Here is a 13799-nt window from a genome sequence, read left to right on the forward strand (position 1 = left end):
TTTTTCTTGAATATTCATCAAAAAAAGATATGAACAAAGCTTAAAAGCTTCTATCTATCAGGATAATTTAGTAGATTGCAGGGCATAGATAGTACAGATGAGGGAGAAAATTTTACTTTGTCTCCCTTATCTCCATTCTTCCTGCGTCAGTCTCAACCGATCAATTTCAACTTGACAGACTACTGATGCTGGAAGCGATTTCTGCATCTGCTGATGTTTCGCCCACACGGAGGATTTTAGCCCCCAATTGCTGCAACTTCGCATCGAGTCGATCATAGCCGCGATCGAGGTGCTGTAAACCCTGAATTGTGGTTTTTCCTTCTGCCGCTAGTCCGGCAATGACTAACGCTGCGCATGCTCGCAAGTCTGTACCTAAAACTGGTGCGCCAGACAATTTTGGTACTCCCCGAACGAAGGCAGCATTGCCTTTAACACGAATGTCTGCCCCCAAGCGATTCAACTCTGAGGCATGACGCAAGCGATTTTCAAAGACGGATTCGTTAATCACACTGTCGCCTTCTGCCAATGTCAGCAAAGCCATAAATGGCGCTTGCATATCTGTGGGAAAACCTGGATGGTATTGAGTTTCAATATCCGTTGCCTTCAGGGTTTCTGCTGGCAGAATATGTAAGTGTTCAGGCTTGTCATCAATTATGGTTACTCCAATATCCCGCAGCTTGGCAATCACTGGTATGAGATGTTCTGGAGCCACTGGCGAGAGGATCAGTTCTGAGCGGGTAATTGCTGCTGCTAGCAAAAACGTCCCGGCCTCAATGCGATCGGGAATAATGCTGTAGTCAACAGAATGCAATTTGGGGACTCCTTCGATAATAATCCTGCTAGTCCCCGCGCCCTTAATCTTCGCTCCCATCGCGTTACAGAAGTTAGCTAAATCAACTACTTCCGGTTCTCTGGCAGCATTTTCGATGATCGTTTCACCCTCTGCCAGGGTAGCCGCCATCATCAAGTTTTCTGTCGCTCCCACACTGGCGATGTCTAAGTAAATCTTCGCACCTTTTAATCTCCGACTGCTGCCAGGGACATAAGCATTACAAATGCCATGCTCAATTTGTACTTCCGCTCCCATTGCTTGCAGTCCTCGCACATGCAAGTCAACTGGTCTTGCCCCAATAGCACAACCACCTGGTAAAGGCATCTGTGCTACTCCCAATCTTGCCAGAATAGCTCCAATGGCGAAAAAACTCGCCCTCAGCTGGGTAACTAGTTCGTAGGGAGCTTTTGATGTTTTAATCTCGCTGGCGTTGATGTCTAAAATGTCACCTTGCCGGGTTAATTGTACACCCAAAGCCGATAACACCTGACTCATCCGCTCTACATCCGCTAATAAGGGGACATTGCGGATACGACAATCGCCCGGACACAGCAAGGCTCCAGCCATGATTACCAGTGCTGCATTTTTTGCCCCGCTAATTTTCACATGACCTCGCAAAGGATGCCCACCCCAAATTTGCAAGACTGAGGAGTCTGCTTCTGGAGCAAATTTGGCATCTGGTAAGCTGGTAGAAGGATTGATAAGCCTACCTCCAAAAGTAATACGTATTTTATATGTTTGAAGTTGGTTTTGATTCTACAGTAAAGATTCAAAATGTCCACGTTTTAAGGCAACGTCTTGCATAAAAAAATTGCTTTTTTGATGAAAAATAAAGGCTGAAAATAAGTAATAGCAAGCTTTCTGAGCTTTTAAAAGATTTAACAAAAAAGAATGAATAGGTAGTGGTTTTAAGCAAAATTAAATACTCAGTAAAATAACTTAAGTGTTCTCTAAAAATTAATGCTGTACTGTTAAGTTAATATTTTGATTCGACCTAAGTAGGTAGGCATGATTAAATATAAGATGTCATTGCGAGTGAAGCGAAGCAATCGCAAAGTCTCTGGGATTGCTTCGCTTCACTCGCAATGACGGAACATATTATATTTATTTACGCCCATTTACTTAATACCCTGAAAAACTCGTTTACAATTTGAGCCTCTTAAACGAGGCATTATGTTTTCACTTGACAAAGGTAAAACATAACGCAATAATAGGAAATTGTCGATAAGTACAAGTGCCAGCGGAACTGGCGGAATTGGCAGACGCGCTAGATTCAGGTTCTAGTGCCGCAAGGCTTCCGGGTTCAAGTCCCGGGTTCCGCATATCAATTTTAGATTTTAGATTGCCAATTTTGGATTAATCTAAAATCCAAAATCTAAAATCTAAAATCGTGTTGACCAGTTTACAAAATTCCCTAGTTAAGCAAATTCGCAAACTCCACTCCACCAAGGAGCGGCACAAACAGCAATTATTTTTACTGGAAGGAACACACCTGTTAGAAGAAGCTTGTGCGGTAAATTACCCGCTAGAAACAGTGTGTTGTACTCCAGAATGGCAAGCAGCCCATCCTTCGCTGTGGGATGAAGCTTGTAGCCGATGCGATCGCGCCGAAATTGTCAGTAGAGAAATCTTGGATGCGATCGCGACTACAGTCCAACCGGATGGTGTGGTGGCAACGGCAAAACGAAAGGAACAGCAAACTCAACTACCATCGACTGGTTTAGTGCTAGCTTTAGAAACCGTGCAAGATCCCGGCAACCTCGGTACAATGATCCGCACTGCCGCCGCCGCCGGAGCATCGGGGTTGTGGGTAAGTGGAAATAGTGTAGATTTGGATAGTCCGAAAGTTCTCCGGGCTTCCGCAGGACAATGGTTTCGCCTAGCGACAGCCGTAACCGAAGATTTAAAAGCAACAGTCCAACAAAGTCAGCAGGCAGGAATGCAGGTAGTAGCAACCTTACCCAGCGCGACTTTAACTTATTGGGAAGTAGATTGGCGAAAACCCAGTCTGATTTTACTGGGAAATGAGGGTGCTGGATTGTCAGCAGAATTAGCAGCGATCGCAGACCAACAAGTAAAAATTCCTTTGAGTCCTGGGGTAGAATCCTTGAATGTAGCGATCGCAGCCGCTTTAATGTTGTACGAAGCTCAACGGCAACTAATTTGTCAGTAATAAATTTTAACTTTTTACCCCAATTTAGTTTTTGTTATTTCGTCGAGATATTTTTCAATATCAGCAACTGCGTCCTCAAGAGCCTCTAAATCAATATCTGTCAAGTCTTGATCGAGTTCGATCTCAGTAAAAGTACTAGTATGCAGTTCGGGTATCTCTTCTTCCTCGGTTGAAATTTCTTGTAAGATATCCTCCAACTGTTCGAGGGATTCTTGAAACACTTGATCGGCGGCGCGGCGCTGTTGTGGCTGACTTTGCTCCATAAGATTAATTTGAAAATCCTGATTTTCTGATTTAATTTTGATTCTGATTCCTACAGATTTAAATTTTGCACTCATAACATCATAGTTGGGTGCTGTATCAACTTTAGCAGTGGTTATCAAGAATATCGATAGCTGTCTCCAAATGCTAAGACTTGAGATTTATGGCGATCGCTACGGGTACACTAAATCAAGTTTGGCTAGGTTTAGGTAAGTTTTTTGAAGAAGAATTCAGAAGTCAGAATTCAGGAGTCAGAATAAAGACGCTCGAGTACTCGCTTGCCCCCGGCGCTATCCACCACTCGTACAGAATTCATACCTGTTTTCTGACTCCTGACTCCTGAATTCTGTTTAGATAAAACAGGTCTAATACTTAATTTGATAGACTATCCTAAATTTGAAATTATAAAAACTGGTAGCTCAGGGCTGATAACGAAACTATGAGTGAAGCCTTATTCTGTATCGAAAATTTGCGAGTTGCCTATCCTGCGCGGAGTGGAGAAGAAGCAACCTGGGCGGTTGATGATGTATCTTTTACCTTGCAACCAGGTGAAAGAATGGGATTGGTAGGAGAGTCGGGTTGTGGTAAGTCAACTATAGGACGGGCAGTAATGCGTTTACTACCAGCCTCTAGTCGGATTGAGGGACGGGTGACATTTCAAGGACAGTCGGTGTTTGACTTAATGCCTAACCAGTTGCGGAAATTTCGGGGAGAGGCGATCGCCTTAATTTTTCAAGATCCCATGACACGCCTCGATCCGTTGATGACTATTGGTAAGCATTGTATCGAAACCCTCCAGGCGCACTCACCAGAATTATCAACGCGGGAAGCTAAAGAAAAAGCACTTGCTACCTTGGCAAAGGTGAATATTCCCGTTAGTCGTTGGAATCAGTATCCTCATGAGTTTAGCGGTGGAATGCGCCAACGGGTAGCGATCGCCTTAGCTTTACTCCTTAATCCCAAGTTGATTGTTGCCGATGAACCCACTACCAGTTTAGATGTCACCGTTTCCGCGCAGATATTGACAGAATTAACTCGCCTGTGCGGTGAAGAAAACATGGGATTGTTGCTGATTTCTCACGATTTAGCAATGGTGGCTGAGTATTGCGATCGCATTGGCGTGATGTACAACGGCAAGATGGTCGAAATGGGTGCTACAGAAACCGTATTTAGGCAACCTCAACATGAATACACGCGATCGCTCCTAAAAGCAGCTTTACATATTCAAGCGGTAAATGATAGTGGAGAATTGATAATTGCCAATGACGGAGAAAAGCAATTACCGATTATTAATCAGCAATCTCCAATTTTGAGTGTTACAGAACTCAATCAACACTACACCATCGAACCTAACTTTATCGAACGACTATTTAACACACAAGCACAGACAATTAAAGCAGTAGATGGAATCAACTTAGATATTTATCCAGGAGAAATTCTCGGCTTAGTCGGCGAATCAGGTTGTGGTAAAAGTACACTATCACGAACAATATTGCAACTAATTCGTCCCACTAGTGGCAAAGTTGAGTTTTTAGGACAAGATTTAACTAAACTGTCGCGTCAAGAAATTCGTTCTTCACGGCGACAAATACAAATGGTTTTTCAAGACCCTCATGCTTGTCTCAATCCAGCGATGACAGTGGGACAAAGTATCGCCGATCCTTTATTTATTCACAATTTAGCCAATCCTGCTAAAGCAAAAGAACAGGTTTTGTGGATGCTAAATAAAGTTGGTTTAACACCGCCAGAAGTGTATTATGAGCGTTATCCGTCAGATTTGTCTGGTGGACAACAACAACGAGTAGCGATCGCTCGTGCTTTGATTACTCACCCTAAACTCTTAATCTGCGATGAACCAGTGAGTATGTTAGACTCCAGTGTGCAGTCGCAAGTGCTAGATTTGATGTTGCAATTAAAGGAAGAGTTTAAGCTAACTTATCTATTTATCACTCACGATCTTTGGCTAGCTCGATTTTTGTGCGATCGTATTGCCGTGATGAATGGCGGAAAAATTGTCGAACTTGGTCTGACAAAAAAGATTTTTGCCAATCCTCAGCACCCTTATACCAAAACTTTACTAGCTGCTGCTCCCTTACTAGCACGCGCTTAACTAAAAGACTTCCAGTAAAAAAATACTCCATCGTAGTAAGGGCGTAAAGCTTTGTGCCCTTACAAATCTACAAATAATTCGGGATAATTTATTTTTTGCAAGTCCCTAAATAAAATCAGAAGTTGGAAGTTTTAAACTCCTAATTCTTCACTCCTAACTCCTAACTATCTTCCCTCGCCTCAAGTAATTTAGTTGTTTCTCCACTCGAACCGTATAGTTCAACAAACCTTTTAAACAGCAACGCACTCTCGTGATTTGAAGTCCTACTTAAATTAAATAAACGCTCTGTATTTCAATACCGTTCAGTTAAGGCTAAAACTCTGTTATCAAAGTCAACTTTTTAACGTAGACGCTTCGGCTTGCCGCAGGCTACCGCCTTTTCGCCAACGCGTAGCGTCTCGTAGAGAAGGCGCAGAGAAGCCAGTGCATTGGGCGGGTTTCCCGACTTGAAGCAACTGGCGCGACGCAGAGAGAAGAAAGAGAAGGAAAAAATTGCTTAACTGAACTGTATTGCTCTATATTTTTCTCACTTAAAGCTCTTAGATACGGCAAATCTTAAAAGAGTGTCAAACAAGAAGCAAAATGCAAGATTATTTGTAATAATGGCTTTGGCCACTCTAGGTCACTATAAATATCTATAAACAACTGATGTTCTGAATCATTTAAACGGAAAGCATGAAATAGTTCTAAATCATTGCTATTAAAGCTTTCTTCCTGCTTGAGATATAGCCAATTTACAAAAAAGAAAAAGGCTGTAAATAGTTTAGTTGAAATAGTTCTATAGGAGATAAATAACCCATCATTTTTGAGCCAAAATTATAATCATGATCATGCCCAAAATTGATGAAATTATCTTCTTGAGTACCTGTAGCTAAATTTAAAGAACTAAAAATTTTCACTTGATTATATCCCAAAACCCACAACAATTTACTGGTTAAAGTAATAATTGTTGAATCAATAGGACAAATTGCATATTTATCATGTAATTTTTTCTTAATTTTATTATGAGCTAACTCATTTAATTTCTGATAAATTTCTTGGAAGGGTTTTTGTGAACGGTGAGAATTGGCTTTGGAAAAAGTAGAAATATCTATTTCAAATCCTGTATTATTTAATCTTTTAAATAAATCTCGCATACTGGTTAAACTGTTATCCAGGGCATAGGACAGCCAGCACTCGAAGAACAGACGACTGTTCAATACTGGATAATCGTTTTTTGGCAGTCTTCTTCAGAATATCTTTGACAATTTTGGGGAATGAATTTATAATCACAAATTAACTAATATATTCTAATCTTTCGCCCAAAAATACCATATTTTGGGCTATTTTTATTTGATTTTTCTTAACATTCAACATTTCTGATTTTTATGAACTATGATTGTAAATGCCATGAACAAATAATCTTATTGTACTTCTAACCAACAATAAATATTCCTTATAAATCAATTTATGCACTGGTTTTAGTAATCTTTCAATACAATTTTGAATATTATTTTATGGTTATAGCCATTAATTTAGCATTGTAAGTACTGAAGAACCATATTTTTTGATAATTCCTCTATTCAATAAGCGTCAACTTTAAGTTAACTTCACTAAAAATTTAAATTCAATAAACAAATTTCCTCCGGAAAATTACACTTTTCTAGGAAAATAAGAGTGTCGGGGAACTTGAATACTTAGGTATAGTCAAAATAAAAATGTTTAGACAGTACTTTATTGATCGTAGTTTCAGAGTCTCAGGTAAATATGCTTAACAAAAGTTTGTCTAAATTCCTAACTCAGCCAGTTGTGGGTATGGCTTTGTTAACTGCTGTCAATGCAGCTGTGTCATCTGCTAGTCTAGCTCAGGGACAACAATTACCACCAACTACACAACCACCAACCACGCAAACACAAATAGATACGAATTACTCATTAGGAGGCGGGGATCTCATTCGTGTAAATGTATTTGAAGTACCTGAGTACACAGGTGAATATCAAATTCCCCCAGGTGGAGCAATCAACCTACCTTTAATTGGTAGTGTGTCAGTCCTGGGACTAACAGCTGAACAGGCATCTGACGAAATTGCTAGAAGATATGCTCGCTTCCTCAAACGCCCCTTGATCTCAGTCAATCTATTATCACCTCGTCCCATCAATATTTTCGTTGCCGGCGAGGTGACACGTCCAGGAGCTTATACTCTGAGCTTGAGCGGAGGAGCCGGAAACAATCCAGGCGTACAATACCCGACTGTATTAGCTGCATTAACAACAGCGCAAGGGGTAACTTTAGCTGCGGATGTAACTCAAGTTCAATTACGACGTAAAATAGGACGTTCTTCAGAGCAAACCGTCACCGTTAATTTGAAGGAACTCATTCAAACAGGCAGGTTATCACAGGATATTACCTTGCGGGATGGAGATACTATAGTTGTGCCGACTGCAACCAATTTCAACGTGGCAGAATCCCGCAACTTATTTGCAGCTAACTTTGCCGCCAGCCAAACCACACCTCGCACAGTAACAATTATTGGTGAAGTTAACCGTCCCGGTTCGTATCTTGTCACCCCAGGCAACACAGATAACCAGCAAGGCGCAGCCAATACTGGCGCTGGCAGTCCCACAGGTCTACCAAATGTAACGCGGGTAATTCAACTAGCTGGGGGAATTACAGCACAGGCTGATGTTCGTAATCTCAGGCTACGCCGACCTACAAGAACTGGTTCAGAACAAGCTATAGATATTAATCTTTGGCAACTATTGCAGAGTGGTGATGCTAGTCAAGACATCATCGTACAAGACGGAGATACGATTGTTATTCCGACAGCGACTGAAATCAACCCGGCAGAAGCAACTCAATTAGCTACCACTACTTTGTCTCCTACACGAATTCAAGTTGGTGTAGTAGGCGAAGTTAAAAACCCAGGGTTAACAGACGTTCAGCCAAATAGCTCTTTAAATCAAGCTATACTCGCTGCTGGCGGATTTAATGATGCTAGAGCTAGTAGTGATGCTGTTGATTTGATTCGCCTTAACCCTAATGGATCTGTCACTAAACGTATAGTAAAAGTGGATTTCTCGGCTGGGATTAATGAGCAAACCAATCCCATACTCCGTAATAATGATGTTGTAGTAGTAAATCGATCTGGTTCAGCGAAGACTGGCGATACCGTAAACACTATAACTGGCCCTTTAGGTGTTATCTTTAATCTTCTGAACTTGTTCGGACTCTAATTGTAAGATATAGATGCAAATTAGGGATGTTGGTTAATCTTCTTCGTCCCTAAGATTGCACTATCCCTGAATCAAAGTAAAGCTCAATAGTTAAGAGCTATATATAGATAGCGTTTTTTAGTCTACTGAAGTGGGTAACTAAACTCTTTTGGATATTTTTTAAAAACACATTATTCAATACTCCGGACAATTTTTAGTTGAGGGAATAGACAAGAAAGCTATCGAGCCATTAAGGTGCTGATTAGAAAAAACTTGCACCGATTCGATAGCCATATGGAAATTGTACAAAGCTTACTGAGCAAAATGGGGATTTTCCACAAACCGCAGATCAAAGCATTGACAACGCTGTTTGCCACGATTCTAATTGCCTGTGGCAAAGTAAACTTTAGCAACTTGAGTCGTTACAGCCAACGAACAGAGAGAAGTTATCGCCGACAGTTTAAAAAACAGTTTGATTTTGCTCAGTTCAACGCGGAAGTTATCATTGCAGCAACGTCTGAAGATCACTCAATGATTGCCGTGATGGATTGCTCATTCATTGCCAAAAGCGGGAAAAAAACCTTTGGCCTTGACCAATTTTATAATGGCAGTCACAATCGAGTCGAGAGAGGATTAGAAGTGTCCTTGGTGGCGGTAGTAGACGTAGAAACTGAAGTGGGCTATGCCCTGCTTGCCGAACAAACCGTATTCCAAGGCGAATGTCCAGACCTGACGCGGATGGACTACTATCTCCACCACCTGGAAATTGCTCAACCTCAACTACCTCCCCAAGTTCGCTACCTTGCTGTGGATGGAGCATACGCCAAGGAACCATTTGTCACGGGGGTGAGGGCGCTCAAGCTGGATGTGATTAGTAAACTGCGGCGAGACGCGAATCTGCGATATGTGTTCGAGGGTGAACAGAAAGCGCGGGGAGCTAAACGCAAATATGATGGCAAAGTTGATCTAGCCGACCCTACTCGCTTGACTATGGTACGCGAACTGCAATCAAGGGTCAAACTCTATACAGCAATTGTATGGCACGTTTCACTCAAGCGCAAAATCCGCCTGGCTTATGTACTTGACCACCGTAAGCCTAACAAACCGAGTTATGCTGTCTTATTCTCGACAGATATCAACCAATCGGCAGACGAGATTTATCGTTTCTACAAACTGCGCTTTCAAATCGAATTTATTTTCCGTGATGCTAAACAATTTACTGGACTGAGTGATTGTCAAGCCCGTGATGTTAAAAAGCTTGACTTTCATTTCAATGCTAGTTTTGCCGCCTTAAATCTTGCCAAGCTTGATGCTCATCGACAGCAGGTGGGCCAAAAACCCTTTGTCTTTTCAATGGCGAGTGTCAAGCGACGGGCACTCAATGACCATTTGCTCGACACCTTTATTTCAACGTTAGGACTCTCCCCGACTGTAATTAAATCCCATCCTAACTACCAAAACCTACGTTCCTACGGCGTTATTGCTGCCTAATTTTGTCCGAAGCATTGATTATTAAAAGCTTCTTCAATTGCTTTCTCGAAAAAAAAATAGATTTTGGGAGCAATAGAACGTAGTATATTCTTAGTTTTTGACTGCGAGTCGTTATACAGCCACTGAAAAAATTAGAGATCGATTCATCAGACATACAGTAGAAGTCTTTGATAATCTCAATGGAATTGACCCATCTTAGGTGGGAATTAGGGACTTGCAAGAAAATAAAGTACCAGCTAAACAGGGACAATAGTAATATCCCATTTGGGTAATGTTTCAGAACGCTGCCATTGGGGTTGGTATTGTTCTAACTCTTGCGAGAGAACCTTGATTCCTTTGTGATATGTGGTTTGAACCAGATGTACAATGGGAGCAATTCCTTTCCAAGTCATATTGGCGGCCCATTGTGCTGCGGCGGCAACAGAATCTAAAATCGCACCATTCCAATAGTTCTCCAAGGCAGCCCAACACCGCTCTATTGGATTGTACTTGCTATGGTAAGGGGGATAATAAATCAGTCGAATTTTTAAATTAATTGCACAAGACAACTCAACCATGCGTTTGATAAATTGTGTGCGGTTACTGCGAGTAGCGGCACCGCCATCAAGATCAATCACCCACTCATCAAGTTCCAGGTAATTGTGTTGATTCTCATGCCACCAAGCGGTTAAACAATCGACGATAAAATCACTGGTTTCCGCCGACTGACCCAAGTAAATCGATAGCTGGTCATTATGTGTATTGAGAATGCCAAAGGGAACTAAGACTGATGACCACTGTGTATCGTGGTCATCAGCAGCTTTCGCCTCCATTGTCCGAGCTTTACCGCCTCTAGAAAGGTTGCCAATCTTCACCTTAGCTTTAGTATCTATAGACACTCGCAACGATTTGGGGTTTTCATCTGATGCCTGATTCTCCCGGAACACATTCTCGAAAATGGCATCAGTTTGCGGAATCTTTTTCAAGGGTTTCGTTTTTTGTGTTTTTTTAGGCGATACCCTAAGCGATTGAGAATTTCTCCACAAGTTTGACGAGATGGCAATTCGCTCTCGTTATAGCCATGAACACTTACTAATGCTTCTCTTACTGCTCTGGCACTAATGCGGGCATACAGAAAGGTCGATTGAAATTTAGGGTCGGCTTGAGCTTGAGCATCCACCAATGAACGAATATCTGCTTCTAAGTTGGGCAATACCTCAATACTATTGTGTCGTCCCCTTGCCTGATAATTCTCTACACAGACTATCCCCGTCCGCCTTTCATGCAAGCCGAGTTGCACACTCTGGCGATTCCATCCCATAACGGTTTCTGCAATGCGTGCTGAACTATCGAAGTAATCTTCGGTAACTTTTGCCATGAAATCTCGTTTGCGATTGCTAGTCAGTTTCTGTGCTGCATCTTTAAAGGTCGATTTGATGGTGTCGGTGAGCATGAATTGAGGGATTCCCATTCTAGATATTTAAACTAGGCGCGGACAGTTCACCGCTTCTTCTCTTCTAGAATGGCTGGTATTTTATTTTCTTGCAAGTCCCTTAAGTCATTAATTCGAGTCGAAAGAAGTGGAACACGAGGAAGTAAACTATTGCTCAAAGATTTTTCTGTCATGATATTGACAAACTTCTTGCCCTTTATGCGCCATCATTATATTTTTTAAGCAATATTACTTATTGACAAGTTTTGCAAACTTTAGTTCTCTCACAGAAAATTCTTAATGTGGATTGATAAGCTTTTGCAAACCTTATTATAAGTACTCAAATTTATTATGATAATGAGAATGCTTTAACAGACTATAACGATAAAAGCTAGATTATAAGCTACTTTTGATCATTTAGTGATTCTTATTATCATAAGAATTATTTAAGTAAATTAACTAATTGATGACAGATATACTATCTTGACCACAGATACCGCGTATACACAGTAGAATGATTTCGAATTGGAAATTACACCATTTGTACTGTTGTTTAGTGCCCATTAATGAAGTAACTCTGGATACTGAGAATTTTCCTTCAGTACTTTTACCAGATATTTGCCATTTATTGGAACACCAGCTAAAAAAGCAGTTCAGCTAGATTTACGCGAAAATTCGCAGGCGCAAACCTAGAAAACTGTGTATAAACTTACAAATGGCAGTTAAACGACTGTATCCAATACTGAGTTACTAACTAAGGCTAGAGTTAGTCACTGTCGATGATTGAGTTTTGCAACATACCCTATTTTTCCCTATGATGATTCATGGTTTCGGTTTTCTCAGTTTGAGCGCATCTCTTGTGCTTCCTTGGGCATTAACAGGTCTGGTTCAAGGAAAGGCAATAACAGAGTCTTTATTTAAAGACGTTCGCCGATCATCCACTGATCAGAAAATGCAACTACCTAACCGCAAGCTGATCAGTCAGGTTTCAACTGCGACAACATACTATGTTAGTGCTACCGGAAACGACAGAAATGGCGGACGCACTACCTCATCAGCCTTTAAGACAATTCAAAGGGCAGCAGACCTTACCAAACCTGGTGACACGGTAATGATTATGAACGGGGAATACAAGAATGAACCCGATCGTGGGACTGTACTAGGTATTAAACGTTCTGGAACTGCCAAAGCATGGATTAAATTTCAAGCATATCCTGGGCATTCTCCAAAAATTAAGCACAATACATGGAGTGGTATCTCTTTGGCAGATGGAGTTTCATATATTGAGATCAACGGGCTGGAGGTAATAGGGAACACTGCAAGTGTAACCCGTGCTTATGCATTAAGTCAGCAGTATAAGCTATCAAATCCACTTACAAACGGAAACTGCATACTCATTGACGGACGCAAACGTACTGTTCATCACATAAATATTCTGAACAACAAAGTGCATAACTGTCCAGGAGGAGGCATCGCAGTAGTTGCGGCTGATTATGTGAAGGCGGATAATAACACAGTGTTTAATACCTCCTGGTATAGTCCCTATGGTAATAGCGGCATTTCGTTCTTTCTGAATGCAGATTATGACAATAACCGGGGATACAAGCACTTCATAACAAACAACAGAGTCTACAATAACCGCCAGTACATTCGCACTCTTTCATCCAAAAGAATCTCAGACGGTGGTGGCATTATTGTCGATTCTTCACAAGGGGGTAAAAATGGTGGATACAAGGGACGGACTTTAATTGCAAACAACATTAGCTACAACAATGGGGGTCAGGGTATTATTGCTCATGAGAGTAACCATGTAGATATTGTCAACAACACGGTATATGGGAACGGGCAAAGCCCAGAGCTTTCAAAAGTGCAACTAGCTGCTGGTTATTCAAATGATGTCAAAATTTACAATAACATTATCCATGGTTTTCCTGGTCAACAGGTGAACAAAAACATGAGAAATAAGAATGTTATTTATGACTACAATCTTTACCCCAAAGGTGCCGTGAGTGTTGTGGGGGGAATTCACGATGTTGTTGGAGATCCACAGTTCATAAATCCCTCAGCTGGTGACTTTAGACTCAGATCAAAAAGTGCGGCAATCAATAAGGGTTACTATTGGAAGGATGTGAAAACTGATCATGCCGGAAAGCCTCGTCCTGCTAATAAGTTTACTATTGGGGCATACCAATAGAAGTAACTGTAATATTATGTCCTGCTATCTGCCCATAGTTTCGTCAGACTGAAGTCTACCCTTCCACAAAAAAATAAGCCTGCCCTTAGCAGGCTTATTTTTTTGTGGCTAATTAAACAAGCATGATATGTCCAG

Annotated in this window: 8 protein-coding genes, 1 tRNA gene and 2 pseudogenes; 6 read left to right on the forward strand and 5 right to left on the reverse strand. The window is 41.3% G+C overall.

Going from position 1 to position 13799, the window contains the following annotated elements; genetic code table 11:
* Window positions 1-166: 166 nt before the first annotated feature.
* Entirely contained in the window at window positions 167-1534 is a 1368-nt protein-coding gene (murA, locus tag ANSO36C_RS26660; RefSeq protein ID WP_251960446.1) for a UDP-N-acetylglucosamine 1-carboxyvinyltransferase, read from the reverse strand.
* Window positions 1535-2072: 538 nt separating this feature from the next.
* Here murA and ANSO36C_RS26665 point away from each other — a divergent pair.
* A tRNA-Leu gene (locus ANSO36C_RS26665) sits at window positions 2073-2154 on the forward strand.
* Window positions 2155-2222: 68 nt separating this feature from the next.
* On the forward strand, window positions 2223-3005 hold the full coding sequence (locus tag ANSO36C_RS26670) for a TrmH family RNA methyltransferase (RefSeq protein WP_251957152.1): 783 nt from the start codon (window positions 2223-2225) through the stop codon (window positions 3003-3005).
* 14 nt (window positions 3006-3019) lie between these two features.
* Here ANSO36C_RS26670 and ANSO36C_RS26675 read toward each other — a convergent pair whose 3' ends face one another.
* Window positions 3020-3343 carry a hypothetical protein gene (locus ANSO36C_RS26675; RefSeq protein WP_323374518.1) on the reverse strand — a complete coding sequence of 108 codons (324 nt, stop codon included), beginning with the start codon at window positions 3341-3343 and terminating at the stop codon, window positions 3020-3022.
* A 362-nt stretch (window positions 3344-3705) separates the two neighbouring features.
* Here ANSO36C_RS26675 and ANSO36C_RS26680 point away from each other — a divergent pair, with 362 nt between their 5' ends.
* Window positions 3706-5376 (forward strand): dipeptide ABC transporter ATP-binding protein, encoded by a 1671-nt coding sequence (locus ANSO36C_RS26680; RefSeq protein ID WP_251957154.1) that lies wholly within the window; start codon window positions 3706-3708, stop codon window positions 5374-5376.
* A gap of 788 nt (window positions 5377-6164) precedes the next feature.
* Here the strand turns inward: ANSO36C_RS26680 and ANSO36C_RS26685 are convergent.
* A pseudogene (locus ANSO36C_RS26685) lies at window positions 6165-6648 on the reverse strand (IS4 family transposase); the annotation flags it as partial.
* Window positions 6649-7122: 474 nt separating this feature from the next.
* Between ANSO36C_RS26685 and ANSO36C_RS26690 the strand changes: the two are divergent.
* Both ANSO36C_RS26690 and ANSO36C_RS26695 read left to right on the forward strand, forming a co-directional pair.
* The gene (locus tag ANSO36C_RS26690) at window positions 7123-8589 is read left to right on the forward strand and encodes an SLBB domain-containing protein (RefSeq protein WP_251957156.1); all 1467 of its coding nucleotides are present in this window, start codon (window positions 7123-7125) and stop codon (window positions 8587-8589) included.
* A gap of 537 nt (window positions 8590-9126) precedes the next feature.
* Window positions 9127-10059: a transposase gene (locus ANSO36C_RS26695; protein WP_251960448.1), complete on the forward strand. Its 933-nt coding sequence runs from the start codon at window positions 9127-9129 to the stop codon at window positions 10057-10059.
* A 236-nt stretch (window positions 10060-10295) separates the two neighbouring features.
* Here ANSO36C_RS26695 and ANSO36C_RS35130 read toward each other — a convergent pair.
* Window positions 10296-11509, reverse strand: a pseudogene (locus ANSO36C_RS35130) (ISAzo13 family transposase).
* A gap of 29 nt (window positions 11510-11538) precedes the next feature.
* Complete coding sequence (locus tag ANSO36C_RS33980; protein WP_267145336.1) at window positions 11539-11664, reverse strand: hypothetical protein; 126 nt, start codon at window positions 11662-11664, stop codon at window positions 11539-11541.
* A gap of 620 nt (window positions 11665-12284) precedes the next feature.
* Between ANSO36C_RS33980 and ANSO36C_RS26710 the strand changes: the two genes are divergently transcribed.
* A complete protein-coding gene (locus ANSO36C_RS26710) occupies window positions 12285-13664 on the forward strand; it encodes a right-handed parallel beta-helix repeat-containing protein (protein WP_251957158.1) in 1380 nt (459 codons plus the stop codon).
* The last annotated feature ends 135 nt before the right edge of the window (window positions 13665-13799 follow it).

The sequence above is a fragment of the Nostoc cf. commune SO-36 genome (assembly GCF_023734775.1).
Taxonomy (GTDB): Bacteria; Cyanobacteriota; Cyanobacteriia; order Cyanobacteriales; family Nostocaceae; genus Nostoc; species Nostoc commune_A.

Coding starts and splice junctions, on each gene's coding strand:
- ANSO36C_RS26690 (WP_251957156.1), top strand. CDS start 7,123: ATGCTTAACAAAAGTTTGTCTAAATTCCTAACTCAGCCAGTTGTGGGT.
- ANSO36C_RS26710 (WP_251957158.1), top strand. CDS start 12,285: ATGATGATTCATGGTTTCGGTTTTCTCAGTTTGAGCGCATCTCTTGTG.
- ANSO36C_RS33980 (WP_267145336.1), bottom strand. CDS start 11,664: ATGACAGAAAAATCTTTGAGCAATAGTTTACTTCCTCGTGTTCCACTT.
- ANSO36C_RS26675 (WP_323374518.1), bottom strand. CDS start 3,343: ATGAGTGCAAAATTTAAATCTGTAGGAATCAGAATCAAAATTAAATCA.
- ANSO36C_RS26680 (WP_251957154.1), top strand. CDS start 3,706: ATGAGTGAAGCCTTATTCTGTATCGAAAATTTGCGAGTTGCCTATCCT.